The organism is Flavobacterium sp. AC274 (assembly GCF_979258275.1).
The window spans coordinates 2891131-2916556 of the sequence record NZ_OZ409852.1 but is presented as its reverse complement, the minus strand read 5'-3'; the positions used below and the strand labels follow the sequence as shown (position 1 = coordinate 2916556).

Below are 25426 nucleotides of genomic sequence, written 5' to 3'. Positions count from 1 at the left end.
TTATTTGATCCATAAATTGAGCACCAAAACGCCTATTAATCCCATTACACCAATAATGGTTTCCATCACCGTCCAGGTTTTAAAAGTATCCGAAATGCTGATACCAAAATACTCCTTAAACATCCAGAATCCGGTATCGTTGACGTGAGAACACATTAAACTTCCTGCGCCAATAGACAATACCATTAATTCGGGACTTACACCGGAAGCCAATACTAAAGGCTGTACAATTCCTGCTGCAGTTAATCCTGCAACAGTTGCAGAGCCTAAAGCAATACGAATAATTGTGGCAATCAGCCAGCCTAAAAATAAAGGTGAAAGAGAGGATTTTTCGAAAAATGTACTTAAATCATTTCCCATTCCGCTGTCTATTAAAACCTGTTTAAAAGCGCCACCGGCAGCAATAATTAAAATAATCATGGTGGCAGAACTCATGGCACTACCCGATTTATCCATAATATCCTGCATTTTTCTTCCGCGAAAAATTCCTAAAGAAAATACCGCGAAAAGTACGGCAATTAACATTGAAGTGGTTGGGTTTCCTATGAAAAGTAAAATGGATCGTATTGAACCTTCCGACAAAATTAATTCACTAAAAGTCGCTGTTGCCATTAAAAAAACAGGAACTAATGCCGTTAAAATACTGATTTGAAAAGAAGGCATTTCGGCTTCTGTAAAAGTTTTGCTTTCGAATAATCCTTTTGGAGGAAACGCCTGAATTTTTTAAGAATTCAGGAAAAACGATTCCTGCTGCAAAAAGTGCTGGCAACGCTACGAGAAGTCCGTAAAGTAATGTTTTACCAATATTGGCTTTAAAAATAACCGCTATTGCTGTAGGTCCGGGATGCGGCGGCAAAAAACCGTGCGTGATCGAAAGTGCCGAAGCCATTGCAATTCCCAAATAAATAATGGGCTGTTTGGTACTTTTAGCAACAGCAAAAACCATCGGAATTAAAATAATAAAACCCGCATTATAAAACATCGAAATTCCTACTGAAAAACCAGTAATAACCATTGCCCATTTGATATGCCTGATGCCAAAAGAATCAATCATTACGGAACTTATTCGCTGAGCGGCACCACTGTCTGAAAGCAAGTTACCCAGAATAACTCCAAATGCAATAATTAAAATTAAAGATCCGAGTGTACTTCCAATTCCGGATTGAATGGAATTAATTAAATCGGGAAAAGGCATTTGCTTTGCGATTCCCACAAAAAAAGCGGCAATAATTAAAGCGATAAAGGCATTAAGTTTAACGCCGGAAATAAGAAGCAATAATAAAAGAATACTGGCAATCAGAATCAATAAAGACATGGATTTGAATGTGATAAATGATTAATAACTGTATTCGAAATAGCTAAATAGCTTTTATTCGCTTTTTCTACAGCGTGTCCGCCAAACTCATTGCGAAGTGCCGCTACCACTTTTCCAGAAAACGTATCCGACATTTGAGAACGATAACGCATCATGATAGAAAGGGCGATCACAGGAGTTGGAACGCCTAAATCTAAAGCTGTTTCTAAAGTCCATTTTCCTTCGCCAGATGAATGCATAATTCCTTTTATTCCGTCTAGTCTTGCATCTTTAGAAAAAGCATTTTCGGTAAGTTCCATCAACCAGCTGCGAACCACTGAACCGTGATTGAACAATTTAGCCGTTTTTTGGAAATCGATATCAAATTCTGAATGTTCAAAAACCTCAAATCCTTCTGCAATAGACTGCATCATTCCGTATTCGATACCGTTGTGAACCATTTTAGTAAAATGCCCGCTTCCAGCAGCTCCGGTATATAAAAAACCATTTTCAACAGAAATATCCTTGAAAACTTGTGCTACATAATCAAACACATCGGCATCTCCGCCAATCATAGTGCAGGCTCCGTTTAAAGCCCCGGAAGTTCCACCAGAAGTTCCACAATCTAAAAAATCAATTCCATGTTCTTTTAGTTGTGCATAACGGCGTTTTGAATCGTTGTAATTCGAATTTCCGCCGTCAATAATAATATCGCTTTTTGACAAATATGGCAATAAAGAAGTAATAACAGCATCTACGATTTCGCCAGCAGGAACCATTAGCCAAATTACTTTTCTGTCTGTAAGCTTTTCGCAAAGTTCTTCAACAGAAAAGGCGGTTTCAATTCCTTCCTGACCAATTTTTGAAACAAAATCGGAGTTGACATCCTGTGCAACAACATCATAATTATTTCTTTTTAAATTCAAGGCGAGATTAAATCCCATTTTTCCCAATCCTATTATTCCTACTTGCATGTGTCTTTTTTTATTATTTGATTCGTAAAAATATTACTTTCCGTGCTTTTAATTGTTTCAATTTTGATTTAATATGTTAAATAAAATTGACCCCAAACTATTTTATTGGTGGTTCTTACTTCAGATCTTTTTTAATAACGAGATATTTCAAATCGGTTTTTCCAACATTACTAATGCCGTGCTCCATATTTGACGGACAATAGAAACTGGTATTTGGTCCGGCAGTTGTGGTTTTTCCATCGAAATAAAATTGAGCTGTTCCTTCAAGGATATAAAAAAATTCTTCTTCGATGTGATGATGCGGTGCGTGTGTAGATTTTCCGGGTTCAACAATACTCATTTTGAGCGTATTTTCCTGAGTGAAATTTTTATCACCAAACCAATACTGGTATCCTACTTTGGTTTTTGTAGCTTTTTCTAAATCAAAATGATTGACACAATTTTCAATGGTATATTTTATCTCTGTTGGCGTTGTTTCTTTTTTTACTTCCTGAGAATGTATGGTTTGTGTTATTAAAGTTACGATCGCAACTTTAATTGTGGTTGATAGTTTCATGGCTTTTTTATTGTAATAATACAAAAAAATGGTTTTAAGTAAAAGAGAAAAAGCAAGCCTTATCAGCTTGCTTTCTTCTTCGTTAAATTTTCTCCTTAAATTTTAATTGCAATTTTACCAATAGTAGTTCCAGATTCCAATAGTTTGTGCGCTTCTTTAAAATTAGAAACCGTTAAACCATTCAGAGTTGTTTTTAAAGTCGATTGAATCGTGCCATTGTCTAATAAATGGGCTAATTTATTTAAAATATGGTGTTGCGCTATCATATCTTCTGTTTGAAACACGGAGCGTGTAAACATTGACTCCCAGTGGAAACTGACACTTTTACCTTTTAATTGACGAAGATTCACATTTTCGACAGGATCACTTATACACCCAATATGTCCCTGAGGTTTTATCAACTCTACAAATGCATTCCAATATTGATTAGCATTTACAAAATCTAATATAAAATCAACTTGTTGAAAACCGGCATCCCGAACTTCTTCTATCAAATTTTTATGATTGACTACAAAATCGGCGCCTTGCTGTTTGCACCACTCTATCGATTCAGGACGTGAAGCAGTAGCTATTACGGTTAATCCTGCCACTTTTTTGGCCAGTTGAATAGCTATTGAGCCTACACCGCCTGCTCCGCCAATTATCAAAATAGTTTTCCCTTTATCTTTTTCTGCATCAATTCTGATTCTGTCAAATAATATTTCCCAGGCTGTCAAACCTGTTAACGGCATTGCAGCGGCTTGTTCTATAGTAAGTGATTTTGGTTTTTTGCCCACAATGCGTTCATCAATAAGCTGATATTCGGCATTACTGCCTGGTTTAGTAATATCTCCTGCATAATAAACTTCGTCACCCACTTTAAATAAACTTACCCGATCGCCAATGGCTTCTACAATTCCTACGGCATCCCAACCTATAATTTTTGGCGTTTCTAAAACCGTTTCTTTGGCACTATTCTGGCGCATTTTAAAATCTACCGGATTCACCGAAACAGCTTGAACTTTAACTAATAAATTATGTCCTTCGGGAGTTGGTTTTGGAGTTTCAAATGCTATAAAACTATCTTCTTTTTCTATTGATAATGAGGTTTTAAATCCTATTGCTTTCATCTTTTTATGTTTTGATTTGAACTAATAATACAAAGGTATTCAGAAGGACGAAATTGATATTTGTACAAATTGACTATGATTTTGTATATGTTTGGCAATATTAAATAAATGTCTTTTTTAGACTTACAAAATTTAGAATATGATTATAAAAAAACTAAGATCGTTAACATGGAAATTAGACTTTTATCTTAACTTTGTTATCAACTTTAGTAAATAAATAATCATGCAGGCAATTAACATCACAGCGTATACAGAAGATGCTTCTCAAATTGAAGCTGTAAAAGCTTTTATGAAAGCACTAAAGATAAAATTTGAGATCGCAAATTTAAAACCGTACGAGCTATCTGCTGAACAACAGCAAATTTTAGACAGCCAAATTAACTTAGATAAAAGTCTGTATACAAATGCTGAGTCAATTTATAAGGATTTAAAAAAGAAGCATGAGTTATAAGATTATCGTTTCACCTATTGCATTAAAGAATATTGAAGAAGCTGTTGAATATTATGTTTTAAAAGTAAATAAAAAAGTTGCTTTAGATTTTTTGAACGATTATAAAAAAACTTATAAAGCTTTGCAAATAAACCCTTTTTATCAAGTGCATGATAATAATTATCACTTTTTTCCTTTTAAGAAATTTCCTTATATAGCTTTTTTTATTATTGATGAAGCTTCAAAAACTGTATTTTTGAATGCTGTTTTTCATACCTCTCAAAATCCCAATAAATATCCTGTAAAATAAATGGGCAGTAGAAATAGGAATCTATTGAAATCTTATAAAAACTAAACCTCTTTCCTAGCCCCGATAGAAGCGGTATCCTTTTTCTGGCTTCTTTAGCAAGGAAAAGATACAAGCGGATAGCGGGACAAGTCGTCTTAAAAAACATAATGCGTCTGCTCCTAAAAAAGAATATCCCATGCCAGCTAGAGCACCTTGGTCATGAGCACAAATAAATTAACACAAGAACCAAACTATATTATCCTTTCATTTTTTTAAAGTAACCTTTAAACCTTATCAATATGAACCAACTCCAACTTAAAATAAAATCACCTCTAATATTTTTCATCACTTTTGCTTTTACAAATTTCATATACGCTCAGCTATCAGAATGCAACAACCATAACTTAATTGCAAAAGGCGCCTTTCTCACAAAACTATCAGATCAATACAGTTTTACAGAAGGACCTGCCGCAGATAAAAAAGGAAATATTTATTTTACCGATCAGCCTAATAACAGAATCATAAAATGGTCGGTTAATGGCGAACTTTCTGTTTTTATGGAAAATGCAGGAAGAGCTAACGGTTTGTATTTTGATCACGAAGGCAACCTTTTGGCTTGTGCCGATGAAAAAAATGAAATTTGGAAAATAGACCAAAACAAAAATACTACTGTGTTGATAAATGATTTTGAAGGAAAAAGGCTGAATGGTCCCAATGATCTCTGGGTTGATCCCAAAGGTGGTATCTATTTTACAGATCCTTTTTACAAAAGAGATTACTGGAAACATACCTCCAAAGAAATAGAGAAAGAATGTGTTTACTATTTATCTCCGGATAAATCTAAAATTATTAACGTTGACGATGATCTTATAAAACCTAATGGCATTATTGGAACTTCTGATGGAAAAACTTTATACGTAGCGGATATAGCAGCAAACAAAACGTATTCTTATCCCATCAACAGTGATGGGTCTCTAGGCAAAAAAACGCTGTTTACTGAATCAGGTTCAGACGGAATGACAAGAGACGAATCCGGAAACATTTACTTAACCGGAAAAGGAGTTACTGTATTTAATCCAAAGGGAGAAAAAATAGCCCATATTGATGTTCAGGAACCTTGGACAGCCAATGTTTGTTTTGGAGGAAAAAAATTTAAAACATTATTTATTACCGCCGGTAAAAGTGTTTACACGTTAGAAATGAACATTCGGGGAATGAAATAATCAATGGAATTGTGCCAAATACTTGTGTTATTCTTTACACTTTGGGAAACCAAACCTTATCATTAAACTGGACTAAAGTCCAGCCCTATAATATGAATCATTCCTCCGGAATTTTATAATCTGTGTGGGTTTTTAAAAAAATCAAAAAAAGAGCCTTCGGCTCGACCAATTTTGTAGAGCTGGACTTTAGTCCAGTTTAAAGGGACGAATATTTATAAGATGAGATTGGTTTGCTTCTAAAAATCCAACCGTTTTTATCAACTTTATTTATGTTTTTTGATTTTGACGACGTTTTTGCAAAATAAGAACTCTTAAAAACTTAAAAAAAGAAATCAATTTTGATAAAAACAAAAATATCTAAGGATTAAAAACCTTCAAAAAGCCTTATTTTTCGGCATCTATATCACGATAAGAAAATATTATGACTAATTTATTTCATTATTAGAAAAACGGTGTTACATTTGCCTAACAGTGTTAAACAATTTAATACTTAAATAAAATGGCAAGTAAAGATCGAATTTTAAGACAAAAAGAAGAGACAAGAAGTAACATTCTTGAAGCTGCTTATGCTATCGTCAAAGAAGAAGGATGGCAGGGTCTTAGTATGCGAAAGATTGCTGATAAAATTGAATACACCGCTCCTATTATTTATGAATATTTCTCTAATAAAGAAGCTATTTTAACTGAATTGACCGGAAAAGGTTTTATAAAACTAGCTAAGGAACTTCAAAATGCCAAAGCCAAATTTGAAAAACCAGAAGATCAAATCGAAGCAATGTGGATGGCATACTGGGATTTTGCCTTTACAGATACCGAGATGTATCAGGTAATGTTTGGTGTACAAATGAACTGTTGTTCTCAGCAATGTTCGGCTGCTGAAGCCCCATATAAACTGTTTACGGCGGTGATTGCTGAAATTATGAAAGACAGTAATCCGAGTCCGGAAGTTATTAAACAAAAGTATTTTACTTTCTTTTCTGTTATTCACGGCTTAATCGCGATTAACATCATTAACAGAAGTGAAGTAATGGAAACCATCAACAATCAAATCCTGAAAGATGCGATTGGTGGAATCATAAAATCAATACAATAAAAAAATTTCATTTTTACTTAACAGTGATAAATGATTTAATGGGTAAATTTGCAAATCCTTTTTTTACAATTTTACTTAACAACGTTAGAAAATTTAATTAACGTAATTTAAAGGCTTTTTTAACCCTTTACTTAACACTGATAAATAATTTAATACCGATTTATGAAATATAATTCGAATGCATTATTATTTGAAATTTTGCACCAATTTACTTAACAACGTTAGAAAATTTAATAGACATAAATATGAATTTCCAGAATACCACAAATAAAATTTTTAAAAACGAGAATGTCCAACAAATTAAAACCAATATTAAAATGAAAAATGTAATTATAACCAGCTTTATTCTTGCGCTAGTACTAAGTAGTTGTGCAGATAAACAACAGGCTCCAGCTCCTGCAGCACCGCTTTTGCCTGTTTTAGCTATCCAGAATTCAAATGCTGTTACTGATGCTGAATATCCTGCTTCGATACAAGGAACTGTTGATGTAGAAATTCGCCCTCAGGTAAGCGGAAACCTTGATCGCGTTTTGGTTGATGAAGGTGCTTATGTAAATAAAGGTCAGACTTTATTCAAAATAAACGAACGTCCGTTTCGTGAGCAGTTAAACAATGCTTTGGCAAGTCTTCACGCTTCTGAAGCTGCTTTGATCAACGCTCAGTTAGAAGTTGATAAATTAACGCCTTTGGTACAAAACAAAGTAGTTTCTGATTATCAGTTAAAAACGGCTAAAGCTTCTCAAAAAATTGCTGCTGCCAATATAGAACAAGCAAGAGCAATGGTAGAATCTGCTAAAATTAATTTAGGATATACAAATGTGACAGCCCCAGTGAGTGGTTATATTGGAAGATTGCCTAAAAAACAAGGAAGTTTAGTTTCTGCATCTGATATTGAGCCTTTAACAAAATTATCTGATGTTCATGAAGTTTTTGTTTATTTCTCTTTGGGTGAAACAGATTTCATCAAATTTAAATCTCAATACGCAGGAAACACACTTGGTGATAAAATTAAAAAATTACCTCCTGTAACTTTAATTTTGGCTGATAACAGCGATTATGGCAAATCAGGAAAAATTGATATGGTCGATGGTCAATTTGATAAAACTACGGGTGCAATTACTTTAAGAGCAACTTTCCCTAATGCAAGCGGAACTTTACGTTCTGGAAATACAGGAAAAATTCGTTTAGGAATTAACCATGACGATGCAATCCTTGTTCCGCAATCAGCAACTATTGAAATGCAGGATAAAGTATTTGTTTTCACCTTAAACAAAGAAAATAAAGTAAACAAAATGCCTATCACAATTATTGGTAAAAGCGGTACAAACTATCTTATTAGTGATGGTGTAAAATCTGGTGACCAAATTGTTTTAAGCGGAATTGACAAACTTCAGGAAGGTCAGGTTATCCAGCCTCAAAAAGCAACAGCAGTTGCGCAAATCATTACTAAAAAATAATTTTTACGAAAATGTTCAAAATATTTATACAAAGACCTGTACTGGCAACTGTTATCTCCATTTTATTGGTGATACTCGGTGTACTTGGACTTACAAAATTGCCTTTACAACAGTTTCCTGATATTGCACCGCCATCGGTTTTGGTAACGGCTGTTTATCCGGGAGCGAATGCAGAAACGGTTTTACGTTCTGTTGCACCATCGCTGGAAGAATCTATAAATGGTGTTGAAAACATGACGTACATGAGTTCTACTGCCAGTAATGATGGTACTCTTGCTATTACTGTTTTCTTTAAATTAGGTACAGATGCCGATCAGGCTGCAGTAAACGTGCAAAACAGAGTTGCTCAGGCAACAAGTCAATTGCCTGCAGAGGTTGTTCAGCAAGGTGTAATCACGGCAAAACAACAAAACAGTTTTATCATGGCAATTGGTATGTATACCGAAGATGAATCGAAATACGATCAGACTTTTGTTGCCAATTATGCTCAAATTAATATTATTCCGGAAATTAAACGTATTCCGGGTGTAGGTTCTGCCAGTATTTTTGGTGGGGTTAAAGATTATTCGATGAGAGTTTGGTTGAACCCAACTCAAATGTCGACTTACAATGTTACGCCAAACGAAGTTATGGCTGCCATTCAGGACAAAAGTTTAGAGGCTGCTCCGGGTAAATTTGGAGAAAGAAGTAAAGAAGTTTTTGAATATGTAATTAAATACAAAGGGAAACTTACCAAACCAGAAGATTATCAAAATATTGCAATTCGTTCTAACGCAGATGGTTCTATTCTTCGTTTAAAAGATGTTGCCAGAGTTGAACTTGGTTCATATTCTTATAACAGTTTAACACGTTTAAATGGTAAAAAAGGAATCGTAATTGGAGTAATTCAGTTAGCGGGTTCTAACTCAAATGATATTCAGGTTGCGATTAACAAATTGATGATTAAAGCATCAAAAGATTTCCCAACGGGTATCAAACACAATATTTTCTATAGCACAAAAGTATCTTTAGATCAATCGATCGATCAGGTAAAACACACTTTATTAGAAGCTTTTATCCTGGTATTTATTGTGGTATTTATCTTCCTGCAAGATTTTAGATCAACATTAATCCCGGCTATTGCTGTACCTGTAGCAATTTTAGGAACGTTCTTCTTCATGCAATTATTCGGATTTTCGATCAACCTTTTAACGCTTTTCGCATTAATTCTGGCGATTGGTATTGTGGTCGATGATGCAATTGTGGTCGTCGAGGCCGTGCATGCGAAAATGGAGCATAAACATTTGTCTCCAAAAGTAGCAACACATGAAGCAATGCACGAAATAACGGGTGCTATTATCTCGATTACGCTGGTAATGGCTGCTGTATTCCTGCCGGTTGGTTTTATGGAAGGCTCAACAGGAGTTTTCTATCGTCAGTTTGCTTTTACGATGGCAATTGCAATTGTAATTTCAGCCGTAAACGCTTTAACATTAAGCCCTGCCCTTGCCGCTTTATTCTTAAAGGATAATCATGCACCAAATGCAGACGGAAGCGCTCCTTATGTAAAACAAGGATTTAAACAAAGATTCTTTAACGGATTCAACAAAAGTTTTGATTCATTGACAAACCGTTATGTAGGCGGATTAAAATTCTTAATTCGTAACAAATGGGTTAGTTTAGGAGGTTTGGCTTTAATTACTTTCGCAACTGTGGTAATGGTTAAAACAACTCCTTCAGGATTTATTCCAACAGAAGATCAGGGATTTATTGCGATTGCCGTAAATACTCCTTCAGGAACATCTCTTGACGGAACTCAAAAAGTAATGACAGAAGCTGAAAACACTTTAAGAGGTCTTGATGCATCACGATTTGTAACCGCAATTTCTGGTTTCAACTTGTTGACAAACTCTACAAGTCCATCTTCTGCAGTTGTTTTCGTATTGCTTAAGCCAAATGAAGAGCGTGGAAAAGTAAAAAATATTGATGAAATTATGAATGAAGTTCGTGGCAAATTAGGCGCGATTTCTGGCGGAAGTTTCTTCGTATTTAGTTTCCCAACCGTTCCCGGATTTAGTAACGTTGAGGCATTGGATTTAGTACTTCAGGATAAAACCGGAGGTAAACTGGATAAGTTTAGTGGAATTTCTCAAAACTTTATCGGAGAATTGATGAAACGACCTGAAATTGCTGTAGCCTTTACTTCGTTTAAAGCCGATTATCCTCAATTACAATTGGATATTGACGATGCAAAAGCAGATCAGTTAGGTGTAAAAGTAAAAGACATTCTGCAAACCATGCAGGCGTACTTTGGTAGTGCACAGGCATCTGATTTCAACAGATTTGGTAAATATTACAGAGTTGTTGTTCAGGCTGATATTGCAGACAGAGCAGATCCATCAGCGATTGATCGTGTCTTTGTAAAAAATAAAGATGGCGAAATGGTTCCGTTAAATACTTTGGTAAAACTAAGCCGTATTTATGGTTCTGAAACAGCATCAAGATATAATTTATTTAACTCAATTGGTATAAATGCGATTCCGAAACCTGGATTTAGTTCCGGAGATGCCATTAAAGCAATTGAAGAAGTGGCAGCACAACAATTGCCTGCAGGTTATGGATTTGAATTTTCTGGACAAACCCGCGAAGAAATTTCTTCAGGAGGTCAATCGGCAACAATTTTCCTATTGTGTTTGATATTCATTTATTTCCTACTTGCTGCACAGTATGAAAGTTACATCTTGCCATTAGCAGTAATTCTTTCAATCCCTGCAGGTATTTTTGGAGTTTTCGTAGCCATCGGTTTAACCGGAATCGAAAACAACATTTATGTACAGGTTGCATTGGTAATGCTTATTGGACTGCTCGCTAAAAATGCCATTTTGATTGTCGAATTTGCCGTGCAGAAACGAAAATCAGGTCAGGCATTAGTAAAAGCTTCTATAGACGCTGCAAAATTACGTTTACGTCCTATTATCATGACGTCGCTGGCTTTCGTAGTAGGATTAATTCCAATGATGAGTGCCACAGGACCTTCTGCTCAGGGTAACCACTCTATTAGTATTGGTGCCGCCGGAGGTATGATTTCGGGAGTAATTCTTGGGTTGTTAATCATCCCGGTTTTATTTATCGTATTCCAACATTTACAAGAAAAGGTTTCCGGAAAACCGGTAGCCGTAATTCATAACGAAGAAGAAAAATAAGAATGGAAAATTATATAACGACAATCCTGGTGACCATCATTATTGGCATCGCCTATATATCGTACAAAATCGCTAAAGATCTGGATAACAGAAAAGATACTTGTACAGAAATTTAATGACAACATATAAAATGAAAAAGTATATAACCAAAATCGTGATGGTCGCCATTTTGATCACCACAATAATATCCTGTAAAGTTTCGAAGGATATTGAAACTCCAAAAGATGCATTTCCTGAAAATTTCAGGAATGCATCAACTTCAACAGATACAACGAGTATTGCCGATGTGGAGTGGAAAAATTTCTTTACAGAGAAAGATGTTATTCAATTGATTGATAGCGCTGTGGCAAGAAATAATGATTTACAAATCGCTACCAAAAATATCGAAATTGCTCAATACAGATTCACACAATCAAAATGGGGAAATATTCCTCAGGTGAATTTATTTGTGAATGCAAGTACCAGCAATCCGTCTGACAATAGTTTTACGGGAATGAATTTGAATCAGGCTTTGGGGCAAAAACACATCGATGATTATTCTGCAGGAGCTTCACTTTCTTGGGAAGCTGATATTTGGGGGAAAATCCGCAATCAGAAAAAAGGCGCTTATGCAGGTTATCTTCAGTCTGAAGAAGTTAGAAAAGCATTGCAGACTAATATTGTAGCCAATGTTTCAAAAGGATATTACAATCTTTTGATGCTGGACGCACAATTAGAAATTGCAAAACAGAACGTGAAATTAAATGATAGTACAACTACTATTATCAAATTAAAATTTGATGCTGGTCAGGTAACTTCATTAGGAATTCAACAATCTGAGGCACAAAAACTGAGTTCGCAACAACTGATTCCGTTATTGGAACAAAACATTGCCATTCAGGAAAATGCTTTAAGTGTTTTAACAGGATCTTTTCCTAACTCAAAAGAAAGAACTACCCGTTTGAGTTCAATTGAAGTTAAAAACAATAACGCAATCGGAATTCCGTCTAGTTTAGTAAGCAGAAGACCTGATGTAAAAAGTGCAGAATTGGCTTTAAAAGTTGCCAATGCAAATGTTGGAATCACAAAAGCTGACTTGTATCCTGCACTAAAAATTACCGCTCAGGGCGGAGTTAACTCATTCGAAACTAGCAGTTGGTTTAACATTCCCGCTTCATTGTTCGGAACTGTTGCCGGAGGTTTAACACAGCCTTTATTCAACAATAAAAGAGTAAGAACGCAATATAATATCGCTGTTGCGGAAAGAGAAAAAGCAGTTTTAACTTTCAGACAATCGGTTTTAGTTGCTGTAAGCGAAGTTGCTGATGCTTTGGTAAGAGTTGAAAAATTAGAGCAACAGGAAACTTTTTTGCAAGAGCGTGTAAAAACATTACAGCAAGCAATTAAAAATTCGAATCTGCTATTCAAAAACGGAATGGCTGAATACCTTGAAGTACTTTCTGCTCAGGCAAATTTATTACAAAGCGAATTAGAATTAGCAGACATTAAAAGACAACAACTTTCTGCCAATACCGAGTTATATCGCGCTTTAGGCGGAGGCTGGAGATAATACCCGTTTTTAATTATTTATTTGAGATTACGCTGCAAGACTTCGGTTTTGCAGCGTTTTTTTTGTTTTGCCACTAAGGCGCTAAAACGCAAAGTTTTTTGAACGCGGATGACGCGGATTCGCAAGCGAAAACACGGATTGTCACGGATTTTTTTGTTTTTATGTCTCATTTTATGTCCTCCTGAGCGAAGTCGAAGGATCGCAAAGATTGGCCATTCAGTTTGTAGAGCTTCTTTGCGGTGACTTCGACTCCGCTCAGTCTGACAAACAGTCTGGCTACTTTACTTAAAAAAGTTTCACGCAGATTTTACAGTTTTAAGCAGATTCAAAATTGATCTTTCTTCTATTCTCTTTACTCTATTCTCTTTACTCTATTCTCTTTACTCTATTCTCTTGCTTCTTACTTCTTGCCTCTTTCTTCTATACTCCTCATCAAACTAAAATCAAACATCTGTCCCAAATGACCCTAAAATAGTCGCAAATACCTATTCATTATAAAAAATAACATTGGTAGATTTGTATTAAGTAATTAACTAACAACTATTTAAATATTAACCAATGAAAAAAGCAAAGATGATTTTCTGGATTACAACTATTATTATTTTCCTGTTTGAAGGTGTTATGCCAGCACTGACTTCTCAAAGTGAAATGGCAAAAGAAGGAATCAGGCACCTTGGATACCCTGAATATTTTGGGAATGCCTTAGTCGTTTTTAAAATTATCGGCGTATTGATATTAGTGATTCCGCAAGTTTCAAATCGTGTTAAAGAATGGGCTTATGCAGGTTTTGCTTTCGATTTTATATTTGCTTCAATAAGCCATTTTGCGGTTGATGGAGTTGATTTTCAATCTTTCTTTCCTTTAATCTTTTTAGCGATTTTGGCGACTTCATATATTTATCACCATAAAATAGAGCAATACAAAAACATCGCTTTATAAATGCAAAAACCGATGATAGAAGTTTTTAAAACAAATGTTCAGGAAATGGAGCAATCAAAAATGATTGTGATGAAACTTCTTGAGCATTTTCCAAACAGCATCATCAATTTTGATCTCGAAGATTGCGATAAAATTTTGCGGGTTCATGCTGCATCGATTTCAAACCACAGCATCATTGAACTTTTAAATTCTTACGGTTATCATTGCGAACCGCTTCCTTAATCAATGCAAAATATTGATTTTTAGAAGTTTAATTTAAAATCGTAAATTTGGTTGTATCAGTAATCTTAAATAACAGAAAAATGAACATACCCAAAAATCATCAGGTTGTAATGCCGTATTTAATTGTAAAGGGCGCATTAAAATTTATAGAATTTACAAAAAACGTTTTTAATGCGACTGAATTACAAGCACCATTATTGCGCGAAGACGGAACAGTTCAGCATGCTGAAATCACGATGCACAACAGCACCATTATGGTGACAGACGAAACCAAAGATTTTAAAGTGCAAAACGCTAACTTATTTGTATATGTACCCAATGCCGATGAAAGTTTTAAAAAAGCAATCGCTGAAGGTGCAACAGTTTTAATGGAATTAAGCGATCAAAATTACGGCCGAACTTGTGGTGTAACGGATCCTTTTGGAAACATCTGGTGGATCACATCTGTAGATAAATTGACCATTTAAATTAAAAAAGATGAAAACAATAGTGCAAAAAGATATTGTTGAAACATTCAAAAAATTAAACGGGATTCTTTCTGAGTTTTCTGAAAGTGAATTAAATACCGTTCCGTACAAAGGCAGCTGGACTGCCGCACAAACAACACAGCATATTATTCTTGTCTGTTCCGGTTATCCCGAATTATTTGCCGGAAAAACGGAAAAAACGGCCAGAAAACCTGATGAAAAAATTAAAGAGATTGAAAGCATTTTTTTAGACTTCAAAACAAAAATGGATGCACCAGATTTTATAAAACCTGAAATTAAGGATTACAGCAAAAATTCGCTAACGTTAACCCTGCTTAATATAGAATCTGATTTACTTAACGCTTCAGAAACTTATGATTTAACGCTCACATGTCTTGATTTTGAAGTTCCGGGATTTGGAAAATTCACCATTTTAGAATGGATTTATTTTGGTTTAATTCATGTCCAACGACATACGAAGCAGTTACATGATATTTTTAATTATGCGACAAAACTCTAAAATAATTATATGAAATCAAAAGCGGGAACAATATTTTTAGCAGGATTAATTGCCGGAACGCTTGATATTTTGGCAGCGATTTTTATCTACGCCATTCTATTACAAAAAACAACTCCAATAAAAATCCTGCAATCCATTGCCAGCGGAATATTCAAGAAAGAGGCCTACAATCACTCACAAATGGCCTGGTACGGATTGGGTTTCCATTTTATAATTGCCCTTCTTTTTGCCTGGTTTTATTTTATTATTTATCCCTATTTAACCTTCTTAAAAAAGAGCGCTCTTGTTTCGGGATTTCTGTATGGCATTTTTGTCTGGATTGTAATGAATTTGATTGTTCTGCCAATTGTATTTCCGGTTTTACCGGCTAAACATTTAGATTTTCCTTTAATCTTATCGGTCTTGATTCTGATATTTTGTATTGGATTTCCAATCGCGTTTATAACGCGGAAGTTTTATTCTTTTAAATAAATATTCAATTTTCTTAACGATACATACAACAAACCCGATAAGTTTTAAAAACCTGTCGGGTTTAACAGCGTAATACCACTTGAAACTTGTAACCTGAAACAAAAGATAACAAACAAAAAAAGCGACACTCCCCAAAGTATCGCTTTTTTTGATTTATATAATTAATCAGTTTATCACTAAACTTTTCTTCTTCCGCTTATTAATGAAAGTATAAATAATACGATAAATATGAAGAATAAAACTTTTGCGATACTAGCTGCTCCAGCGGCAATTCCACCAAAACCAAATATTCCGGCTACTATAGCTAGAATAATAAAAATGACTGTCCAACGTAACATATGATTTGTTTTTTAGTTAATAAAAGTGACTTTTTGGGTCTGTTTGTTATTCAAATTTCTTTCTTAAATAAAAGCTTTATTAACTCTATCCAATAATTTATTAGCGCAATCAAATATAAAACACAATAAATGAGTAACTTACAAAAAAGTATCAGAATTCCAATTTTAGTCTTATAGAATTCCCATGAAAATGCTTTTGAGTTAAATTTTTAGTCGATTGGATTAATCGTACCCTTGCCTTCGATCTAATTTTAGATAATATTTAAAAAGAACGTATGGAATTGGCTACAAAACATGGTGTTGTACTTGAAAAAACCGAAAGGTCTTTTGAAGAATTAGGAGTTTTAAATCCTGCCGTTTTTCAAGACGGAAATTCAGTACACATGTTTTACAGAGCTGCAAAAAAAGGTAATTTTTCTACTATAGGATATTGTCGATTCGAAGGACCAATGACCTTAGCAGAAAGAAATACTGAACCAATCTTTGTTCCCGAATACATTTATGAAATTCATGGAGTTGAAGATCCGAGGATTACAAAAATTGATGATTTGTATTACCTCACCTATGTTACTTATGACGGAATAAATGCGTGCGGAGCTTTAGCGGTTTCGAAAGATTTGAAAAAATTTAAAAAGAAAGGAATTATTACGCCGAAATTCATTTTGAATGAATTTACAAACCTGATTAGAAAACATTTAGAAAATCCAAGTATTGCCAAAATACTTGCTTTTAATGTCAAAAGAAATTATCCTTTGACAGAAACTATTAAAGAAAATCTATTTGTGTGGGATAAAAACGTGGTTTTATTTCCCAAAAAAATAAATGGAAAATTTGTTGGATTACACCGCTTATTTCCATCTATACAAATATTTAGTTTTGAAAAGAAGAAAGACCTGACCGAAGATTATTGGAAAGATTATTTAAAAAACCTGCCTGATTATCTCGTAATGGAACCTAAATATGACCATGAAACAAGTCATATTGGCCCGGGCGCTCCTCCTATCGAAACAGCAGATGGCTGGTTGCTTATTTACCACGCCGCCGAAAGAAGAGAAAAAGGATTAGTATATCATGCCTGTGCAGCACTGCTGGATCTTAATAATCCGCAAATTGTTTTATCAAGATTAAAAATACCTCTGATAACACCATCAGAATACTATGAAAGACACGGTTATGTCAATTATGTAGTTTTCCCAACGGGAACAGCAATTTTCGACGACCTTCTTTATATATATTATGGTGCTGCCGATGACAAAATTGCGGTAGCCTCTGTGAACTTAAATGACTTATTAAACGAATTAAAAAGTAATCCCCATGAAAGCAATATCTAATAAATCAAAAATCGTTTTTTTATCAACATTTCCACCAACACAATGTGGAATTGCTACTTATACGCAGGATACAATAAAAGGTATTACCGATGTTTTTGGTAAATCTATAGCATGTGAAATTTGCGAATTGGTTAAGGAACCAAAAGAAAATCCAACACAGGCTTTTACTTTAAACACCAATAACAGAGAAGAATACTCAAAAGTTGCCGAAGAAATTAATGATGACGAAAGCGTCAAACTAGTTCATATTCAACATGAATTTGGATTGTTTGGCGGAAATTACGGCGACCATTTATTAGATTTCTTAAATGTGATCAAAAAACCTGTGACGTTTACGTTTCATACCGTACTTCCTAACCCGAACAACGAATTAAAAACATTTGTAAAATTACTTTTGAGTTATAGTAATTCTGTATTTGTAATGACCAAAAGGTCTGAAGAAATATTGATTAATGATTACAACATTCCACAAGATTTTATTACAACTATCTCTCACGGAACTCACGTTGTTGTTTATGAAGCACCGGAAACGGCAAAAGCAAAATTTGGAATTGAAGACAGAAAAGTGCTATCAACTTTTGGTCTTTTGGGCGAAGGAAAAAATATTGAAACAGGTTTAAGATCTTTGCGCAAAATTGTCGAACACACACCAAACGCACTTTATCTGATTATTGGCAGAACACACCCCAATTTAATTATTGATGGAGTAGATACATATCGTGAAAAACTAGAGGCTATTGTTAACGAATTAGACTTGCATGACAATGTTCGTTTCATCAACCAATATCTTGAAACAGAAGAACTTTTAAGCTATTTGCAGGCTACAGATATTTATCTGTTTACATCAAAAGATCCAAATCAGGCAGTAAGCGGCACTTTTTCTTATGCAATGAGTTGCGCTTGCCCAATTGTCGCATCAAAAATTCCGCATACAAAAGAAGTCCTTACAGAAGATTCAGGAATTCTGGTTGACATTGGAAATGAAGAACAATTTGCAGAAGCTGCAATAAAATTACTTTCTGATGAAAATCTAAGAGAAGAAATGGGTAAAAACGCCTTTAGAAAAACACGCGCCTGCTCTTGGGAAAATATAGCAATTGCGCACATCAATACATACAAAAAACTGATTGAAGATGCGACAGAAATTAAATTTACATATCCGCCAATTGAATTAACACATGTTAAAAAAATGACAACAGAACTTGGAATGATTCAGTTCAGCAAAATTTCTGTTCCGGACCTTTCTTCAGGTTATACCTTAGATGATAATGCAAGAGCTTTGGTAGCACTTTGTATGCATTACAAACTTACAGAAGACAAAGCCGATTTGCCATATATTTTAATTTATCTGGATTTTATCGAGCGTTGCCAAAAACCAAAAGGCAATTTCATGAATTATGTTGATGAAAACAATCGCGAACATATTGAGCAAAATGCCGAAGTAAATCTGGAAGATTCTAACGCACGCGGTATCTGGGCTTTAGGAACAGTTGTTTCTATTCGAAAAATTCTGCCTGAAGCAATTGCTAAAAAAGCTTCAAAATGTTTATTGAATTCTTTAAAATGGGCCGAAACTATTCAATCGCCTCGTTCTATAGGTTTTGCAACAAAAGGTTTGTATTTATATCACAGCGCTATTCCTAATTTATATGTGGCAGCCATTATCAATAAGCTAAACGCGAAATTGTTATACAATTATGAAGTTCATGCTACTAAAGACTGGAAATGGTTTGAAAATTATTTAACATACGGAAACGGAATTTTACCCGAATCAATGCTATATGCTTATTTGGTAACCAACAAACCTATTTATAAAAAAGTGGCTCTGGAATCGCTAGATTTCTTAATCTCTAAAACTTATAAAGGGGATAATTTCAAAGTAATTTCAAATAATGGCTGGTATCATAAAGACTCAGAACCAGCAGAATACGGAGAACAGCCAATTGATGTTTCATACATGATTCAGACTTTGAATTCGTTCTACAGCGCATTTAAAACTCCGGAATACAAACGTTTGATGAAAATTGCCTTTAACTGGTTCTTGGGTAAAAATCATTTGAACCAAATTATGTACAACCCGGTTAGCGGCGGTGGATATGATGGTCTGGAAAAAGATAATGTAAACCTGAATCAGGGTGCAGAATCGACAGTTTGTTATTTAACCGCAAGATTAATAATGGAGAATCTGAAATTATCCGAAAGTAAAGTGATTCCGTTAATGAAAGCAAAAACTGATATGGCTATTAACTCATAATATCTTAACTATACCATAACTATATTTGAGTAACAGATTGTTACCGTAAAATCCCTTCTTTCTCGAGAAGGGATTTTTTGTTTTTAAGAAGACTTCGAATAAAGTAAAATTTTACCGCAAAGCACGCAAAGTTTTTTAACTATTGAGGTTTTTATAAAAAGAGAAAAGTTCGCAAAGCTAAATCAATACAAAGCTTTGCGAACTTTATTTTTTCTAAACATACGACCAGAGAAAAAAATTGGCGGAATTTCTGGAGAATAATTAGTTCGCATAAAATTCCCCTTAAAATCTAATCCCATGTAACGTAAATCTTTTTGAGTTATTGCTTACGATGTAAATTATATAAACTTGAAAAAAGTTCTGTAATATTTTTCGTTAACAATTAAGATAACTTTAATATTAAATAAGAAAGGAAAATAAAATATGTTAAAATATTGATTTTCAATCTAATCTCACCAACTAAAAACAACTTATTTTGATACTCACTTTAAAAAATACATTCGAAGAAGTAGGAAATGCAACGTTGTTTGCAAAGCAGTTTTTTAAGGAAGTATTTATACCCCCTTACGAAACCAGACAATTTTTGAAACAATGCTATATCATCGGATATAAATCATTACCGCTTGTAGCCATAACAGGTTTCATTATGGGACTTGTGCTTACCATGCAATCGCGACCAACTTTGGTAAAATTTGGTGCCGAATCCTGGTTGCCGGGAATGGTGGCGCTTTCGCTGATAAGAGAAATTGCACCTGTTATTACAGCCCTGATTTGTGCAGGAAAAATTTCGTCAGGAATTGGTGCCGAATTAGGCTCTATGAAAGTAACAGAACAAATTGATGCTATGGAAGTTTCTGCCATTAATCCTTATAATTATTTGGTTGTAACGCGCATTTTAGCCTGTACATTAATGGTTCCGATATTAGTGTTTTTTGCAGATGCAATAGGAATTATGGGTGGTTACGTGGGCGTAAATATTCATGGTGATGTCAATTTTCGCAGATACCTCACACAAATTATTCAGTCTCTGGAATTTCTGGATTTGATTCCGGCAACGATAAAGACTTTTTCTTCGGATTTTTTATTGGAATGATTGGATGTTATAAAGGATTCAACGCCGCAAACGGAACCGAAAGTGTTGGTAGAGCTGCAAACTCTGCTGTTGTAACGGCGTCCTTGACCATTTTTATTATAGATATGATAGCCGTGCAAATAACCGATTTATTTTTTAAAGATGATCAAGGAAGAAAAACATATAGAAAAAGAACCGAAAGCGAAAGATAAGAAAGCAATCATCGAAATCAAGGATTTGCACAAAACCTTTGGCAAAAACAATAAAGTTTTGCAAGGCGTGAATCTTACTGTAAACAAAGGTGAAGATTTGGTGATTTTAGGCCGTTCAGGTTCCGGAAAATCAGTTACTATAAAATGCATCGTTGGTTTGATTGAACCAGACAAAGGTGAAATCAAGGTTTTTGACGAAAATGTGTTACATCTTAAAAAAAGTGAACTCAATGAAATCAGGGTCAGAATTGGATTTTTATTTCAAAGCGGTGCTTTATACGATTCAATGTCGGTTAGAGAAAATTTAGCTTTTACGTTAAGAAAACACAAAAGAGATTTAAGCGCTGAAGAAATTGAAAGTCAAGTTATTGAAGCACTTGACAGCGTAGGATTAAGTGAGGCTATTGATAAAATGCCATCTGAATTATCCGGCGGAATGCAGAAGAGAATTGGCTTAGCCAGAACTTTAATCTTAAAACCTGAAATTATTTTATATGATGAACCAACAACAGGTTTAGATACGATAACATCAAGAGAAATCAGCGAATTGATTCTCGACATAAAACATAAACGCAAAACAACTTCGATCATTATTACACACGATATGGCTTGTGCCAAACTTACTGCAGACCGAATTATGGTTTTAAAAGATGGTGTAATTCATGCTGAAGGAACATACGAAGAACTAGAAAAAAGCGAAGACGAATGGGTACGCTCTTTTTTCAATAAAACTAAAAAACAAAAATAGAAATCATGGATAAGCAATCTGGATATACTTGGAAATTAGGAATGTTTGTAACAATTGGTTTGTTGCTTTTTATAATAGCAATTTACTTTATCGGGAAACAAAAAAACCTGTTTGGTTCAACATTCAACATCACTTCACAATTTAAAACCGTAAGCGGTTTAGAAGTGGGTAACAATGTTCGTTTTTCAGGAATAAATATCGGAACGGTTGAAGAAATCAGATTAATAAATGATTCTTCGGTAGTGGTAAGTATGGTTATCAAAGATGAAGTTCGCGAATTTATTAAAACAGATGCCCGCGCCAGCATAGGATCTGATGGGTTAATGGGAGACAAAGTATTAACTATTTCTCCTGGTGTAAAATCTACTAAAGTAGTCGAAAACGGCGGAGCCATAGCTTCTGTCAACGGAATCGAAATGAACGATATCATGAAAAGCGTTAAAAAAAGCGTTGATAATGCCGGTATAATTACTGAAGAGTTAGCCATTTTTAGCCATAGTATGAATAACGGAAACGGTGCTTTGGCGAGATTAGTTCGTGATGATAAAATGGCAAACAGTGTTTCGAATACCCTTTCAAATCTTGAATCAGGCACAAAAGGTTTCAGCGAAAATATGGAAGCTGCAAAAAGCAACTTTTTGCTAAAAGGCTACTTCAAGAAAAAAGAGAAAGAAAAAGAAAAAAGCAGGAAGAACTGAAAGAGAAGAAAGAAGAGCAAAAAGAAAAGGCTGAAAAAGCACAAAAGGAAAAAGAAGAAAAAGCGAAAGAGCAAAAAGAAAAAGAAAAAGAAGAAAAACAAAAAGAAGAAGATGCTAAAAAAGCAGAAGCTGAAAAAAAGAAGCTGCAGACAAAGCCAAAAAGTAATTTAATACACGCCTATGAATTCGCCTTTTAAAAATATTGCCTTAAAAGCACTCAAAGTAACAGGAATAACAATAGCATCTATTTTGCTGTTGTTATTTCTCATTCCGCTATTGTTTCCCGGAAAAGTAGCCTCTGAAGTAAAGAAAATTGCCAACGAAAGACTGGATACAAAAATGGAATTCTCGAAATCGAAACTTTCATTTTTTACGCATTTTCCGTCACTAACCGTTTCGCTTGATGATTTGTCCCTTACAGGTTCTGCGCCGTTTGGAAACGATACTTTGATAAAAGCAGAACAGGTTGCTTTTGGCATCAACTTAAAAAGGCTGATTTTTGACAACGAAGTAAAAATCAATAAATTATACGTTTCCAACGCCTTAATAAACGTAATGGTAAACCAAAAAGGACAAGCCAATTACAATATTTATAAAGCTCCGGATGAAGACAAAAACAAAGCCGATAATCCCGAAGAAGGAACAGCAATTCGTTTAGAACGTATTGATCTTAAAGATTGTCACGTAAAATACAACGATCGATCGGCTAAGATTCTCATTGATGCAAAAGGTTTTAATTATGTTGGAAAAGGAAATTTGAGCGAAGATATTTTTGATTTAAATACCGATGCCAAAATTGACAACATCGATTTTTATTATAACCGAACTGCTTATCTGAGAAAGAAAGAATTACGTGCCGATTTAATTACCCGAATTAACACGCATGCGCTTTCGTTTATTCTTCAAAAAAACGAATTAAGAATCAACAAATTACCTCTAACATTTACTGGTTTATTTACGATTTTACGAGACGGATACAAAATAAATATTAAGGCAGCTTCAAAAAATACAACCGTAAAAGATTTATTTTCTGTAATGCCGCCGGAATACTTAACCTGGCTGGATGAAACTGAAATTTCCGGAAAAAGTGATTTGCTTTTATCTTTTAGAGGAAATTATAATGTTTCAAAAAATCAAAAACCAGATTTAGCTTTCAATTTAAAAATTAACGAAGGCGCGATTAATTATCAAAATGCACCCGCTCCATTGACTGATTTTCAAATGGATCTAAACACCGTTTTGCCTTCTCTTGATGTAGAAAAATTACTAATCAACTTAAGAACTTTAAAATTTAAGGTTGGCGAAAAAGATTATTTTACCGCTTATCTGCATAGCAAAGGATTTAACGAAATGACGGTCGACGCAAGCGTAAAAGGCGCGCTCGATCTGGCTACTGTCGATGCTGCTTTGGGCTTGAGTACAATTGATTTAAAAGGAATTTTAAAAACCAATATTCAGGCGAAAGGTGTTTTTAGTACTTCAAAAAATTATTCCCTAAAACAATTGGCGGGATTTCATTGCGAAATGGTTCTCTAAAAACAGACTCCTACCCTAACCCAATTACCGATATTACTTTTATTGCCAATGTGCTCAATAAAGCCGGAACATTTGAGGATTTGATTGTGGCCGTTGCACCGGCATCGTTTGTTTTTGAAGGAAATCCGATGTACGTAAACGCAACGCTTTCTGACTTTAATGATTTGGCTTACAATGCTAAAATTAAAGGCGAATTGAATGTGGGGCGAATTTATAAAGTATTTTCGAAAAAAGGTGTCGACATTACAGGCTGGGCAAAAGCCGATCTTTCTTTAAAAGGAAAACAAAGCTACGCGACAACGGGACAATATAACAAACTGGATAATCGGGGAACCATTATTCTGAAAAATATTAAAGCAACCTCTGAACTTTTCCCTAAAGCCTTTTATATCAAACAGGGAAATTTCCGTTTTCAGAACGAGAAAATGTGGTTCGAAAAATTTGATGCTTTTTATGGAAAATCAGATTTTGCGATCAATGGATATCTGCTCAATACAATAAATTATTTTCTGGAATCGCACGGAACCTTGAGTGGTAATTTCAACTTAAAATCAAAACTGATTAATGTTGATGAATTTATGGCGCTCGAAAAAGGCGAAAATACCGATCGAAATATTGAAGTACAATACGCCAAAGAAGATCATCCAAAAATGAGCGGTGTTGTTATTGTACCGAAAAACCTAAATGTTGGTTTAACGGCAAATGTAAACAAGGTTGAATATAACGGACTTGTTTTAAACAAACTAACCGGGAAAATTGGCATTACAAAAGCAGGTTTTTATCTCGAAAATACCAATTTTAACATCATCGATTGTATTTTGGGAATAAACGCTACTTATAAAGATGAATCGCCAACTTCGGCGCATTTTGATGCTCATTTTACTGCTAAGGATTTTAGCGTGCAAAGAGCTTATAAAGAAATTCCGATGTTTCATGATATGGTTTCTGCTGCCGAAAAAGCACAGGGAATTATTGGCGTTGATTATAATATAAAAGGAGATTTGAACGGAAATATGGGACCAATTTACGAATCTCTTGAAGGTGGCGGAACTTTAAATCTTCGCGATGTAAAAGTAAAGGGATTGAAATTATTTGACGGAATAAGCTCTAAAACCGGACAAGACGGCCTGAATAACCCGGATATGAAAGGTATCGAAATTAAATCATCTATAGATAATAATTTAATTCATATTGAGCCATTTACATTTAGCGTTGCCAGTTTTAAGCCTACTATAAAAGGTACCACAAGTTTTGACGGATTACTGGATTTAAGAATGCGATTGGGGCTTCCGCCGTTTGGTATTGTTGGATTTCCAATTGTAATTACGGGAACGCACGAAGATCCTAAAATTAAAATTTTTAGCAAAACAGGTCAAAAAATTGACGATGCCATTTATGACGAGAAAAACAACAAAGTGATTAAGGAAGAAAAAGTCAGCAAAAAACGAAAAAATTAGAATCA

The 25426-nt window shown here is 34.6% G+C and carries 22 protein-coding genes and 2 pseudogenes; 19 read left to right on the top strand and 5 right to left on the bottom strand.

What is annotated here, in order from left to right; genetic code table 11:
- The 4 genes and pseudogenes from ACZZZT_RS13165 to ACZZZT_RS13150 form a co-directional block, all read right to left on the bottom strand.
- Positions 1-1315: pseudogene (locus tag ACZZZT_RS13165) on the bottom strand (gluconate:H+ symporter).
- Entirely contained in the window at positions 1303-2268 is a 966-nt protein-coding gene (gene gnd, locus ACZZZT_RS13160; protein WP_463460706.1) for a phosphogluconate dehydrogenase (NAD(+)-dependent, decarboxylating), read from the bottom strand. The pseudogene ACZZZT_RS13165 and the gene gnd overlap by 13 nt, the downstream one beginning before the upstream one ends.
- A 115-nt stretch (positions 2269-2383) precedes the next feature.
- Positions 2384-2824 (bottom strand): cupin domain-containing protein, encoded by a 441-nt coding sequence (locus ACZZZT_RS13155; protein ID WP_463460705.1) that lies wholly within the window; start codon positions 2822-2824, stop codon positions 2384-2386.
- A 95-nt stretch (positions 2825-2919) separates the two neighbouring features.
- A complete protein-coding gene (locus ACZZZT_RS13150; RefSeq protein ID WP_463460704.1) occupies positions 2920-3933 on the bottom strand; it encodes a zinc-binding alcohol dehydrogenase family protein in 1014 nt (337 codons plus the stop codon).
- A 223-nt stretch (positions 3934-4156) separates the two neighbouring features.
- On the opposite strand from ACZZZT_RS13150, the gene ACZZZT_RS13145 reads away from it, so the two are divergent.
- The 12 genes from ACZZZT_RS13145 (at position 4157) to ACZZZT_RS13090 (ending at position 15775) form a co-directional block, all read left to right on the top strand.
- Positions 4157-4384: a DUF2683 family protein gene (locus ACZZZT_RS13145; protein ID WP_073398021.1), complete on the top strand. Its 228-nt coding sequence runs from the start codon at positions 4157-4159 to the stop codon at positions 4382-4384.
- Positions 4374-4673, top strand: a complete 300-nt coding sequence (locus tag ACZZZT_RS13140) for a type II toxin-antitoxin system RelE/ParE family toxin (protein WP_073398020.1) — start codon at positions 4374-4376, stop codon at positions 4671-4673. The genes ACZZZT_RS13145 and ACZZZT_RS13140 overlap by 11 nt, the downstream gene beginning before the upstream one ends.
- Positions 4674-4951: 278 nt before the next feature.
- Positions 4952-5875, top strand: a complete 924-nt coding sequence (locus tag ACZZZT_RS13135; RefSeq protein ID WP_463460703.1) for an SMP-30/gluconolactonase/LRE family protein — start codon at positions 4952-4954, stop codon at positions 5873-5875.
- Between the two features lie 499 nt (positions 5876-6374).
- Positions 6375-6968, top strand: coding sequence for a TetR/AcrR family transcriptional regulator (locus tag ACZZZT_RS13130; RefSeq protein WP_042565432.1), 594 nt, complete (start codon positions 6375-6377; stop codon positions 6966-6968).
- A gap of 317 nt (positions 6969-7285) precedes the next feature.
- Positions 7286-8425 (top strand): efflux RND transporter periplasmic adaptor subunit, encoded by a 1140-nt coding sequence (locus ACZZZT_RS13125; RefSeq protein ID WP_371198031.1) that lies wholly within the window; start codon positions 7286-7288, stop codon positions 8423-8425.
- A gap of 11 nt (positions 8426-8436) precedes the next feature.
- The gene (locus tag ACZZZT_RS13120; protein ID WP_463460702.1) at positions 8437-11607 is read left to right on the top strand and encodes an efflux RND transporter permease subunit; all 3171 of its coding nucleotides are present in this window, start codon (positions 8437-8439) and stop codon (positions 11605-11607) included.
- A gap of 130 nt (positions 11608-11737) precedes the next feature.
- A complete protein-coding gene (locus ACZZZT_RS13115) occupies positions 11738-13156 on the top strand; it encodes a TolC family protein (RefSeq protein WP_463460701.1) in 1419 nt (472 codons plus the stop codon).
- Positions 13157-13714: 558 nt separating this feature from the next.
- Entirely contained in the window at positions 13715-14095 is a 381-nt protein-coding gene (locus ACZZZT_RS13110) for a DoxX family protein (protein ID WP_042565429.1), read from the top strand.
- Positions 14096-14107: 12 nt separating this feature from the next.
- A complete protein-coding gene (locus ACZZZT_RS13105) occupies positions 14108-14317 on the top strand; it encodes a hypothetical protein (protein WP_073398089.1) in 210 nt (69 codons plus the stop codon).
- Between the two features lie 80 nt (positions 14318-14397).
- Positions 14398-14784: a VOC family protein gene (locus tag ACZZZT_RS13100; RefSeq protein WP_073398088.1), complete on the top strand. Its 387-nt coding sequence runs from the start codon at positions 14398-14400 to the stop codon at positions 14782-14784.
- 10 nt (positions 14785-14794) lie between these two features.
- Complete coding sequence (locus ACZZZT_RS13095; RefSeq protein WP_463460700.1) at positions 14795-15304, top strand: DinB family protein; 510 nt, start codon at positions 14795-14797, stop codon at positions 15302-15304.
- A gap of 9 nt (positions 15305-15313) precedes the next feature.
- Positions 15314-15775, top strand: coding sequence for a DUF1440 domain-containing protein (locus ACZZZT_RS13090; protein ID WP_463460699.1), 462 nt, complete (start codon positions 15314-15316; stop codon positions 15773-15775).
- Positions 15776-15951: 176 nt separating this feature from the next.
- Here ACZZZT_RS13090 and ACZZZT_RS13085 read toward each other — a convergent pair whose 3' ends face one another.
- The gene (locus ACZZZT_RS13085) at positions 15952-16113 is read right to left on the bottom strand and encodes a DUF1328 domain-containing protein (protein WP_042565425.1); all 162 of its coding nucleotides are present in this window, start codon (positions 16111-16113) and stop codon (positions 15952-15954) included.
- Positions 16114-16388: 275 nt separating this feature from the next.
- On the opposite strand from ACZZZT_RS13085, the gene ACZZZT_RS13080 reads away from it, so the two are divergent.
- From ACZZZT_RS13080 to ACZZZT_RS13050, 7 genes and pseudogenes are all read left to right on the top strand, one after another.
- Positions 16389-17444, top strand: a complete 1056-nt coding sequence (locus tag ACZZZT_RS13080; protein WP_463460698.1) for a glycoside hydrolase family 130 protein — start codon at positions 16389-16391, stop codon at positions 17442-17444.
- On the top strand, positions 17428-19698 hold the full coding sequence (locus ACZZZT_RS13075) for a glycosyltransferase (RefSeq protein ID WP_463460697.1): 2271 nt from the start codon (positions 17428-17430) through the stop codon (positions 19696-19698). Before ACZZZT_RS13080 ends, ACZZZT_RS13075 begins: the two co-directional genes overlap by 17 nt.
- A 475-nt stretch (positions 19699-20173) precedes the next feature.
- Positions 20174-20982: pseudogene (locus ACZZZT_RS13070) on the top strand (MlaE family ABC transporter permease).
- Positions 20933-21730, top strand: coding sequence for an ABC transporter ATP-binding protein (locus ACZZZT_RS13065; protein ID WP_463460696.1), 798 nt, complete (start codon positions 20933-20935; stop codon positions 21728-21730). The pseudogene ACZZZT_RS13070 and the gene ACZZZT_RS13065 overlap by 50 nt, the downstream one beginning before the upstream one ends.
- Before the next feature lie 5 nt (positions 21731-21735).
- Positions 21736-22428: an MlaD family protein gene (locus ACZZZT_RS13060; protein WP_463460695.1), complete on the top strand. Its 693-nt coding sequence runs from the start codon at positions 21736-21738 to the stop codon at positions 22426-22428.
- A 180-nt stretch (positions 22429-22608) separates the two neighbouring features.
- Positions 22609-23964, top strand: coding sequence for an AsmA family protein (locus ACZZZT_RS13055; protein ID WP_463460694.1), 1356 nt, complete (start codon positions 22609-22611; stop codon positions 23962-23964).
- Entirely contained in the window at positions 23946-25421 is a 1476-nt protein-coding gene (locus ACZZZT_RS13050) for a hypothetical protein (RefSeq protein ID WP_463460693.1), read from the top strand. The genes ACZZZT_RS13055 and ACZZZT_RS13050 overlap by 19 nt, the downstream gene beginning before the upstream one ends.
- Positions 25422-25426: the final 5 nt, after the last annotated feature.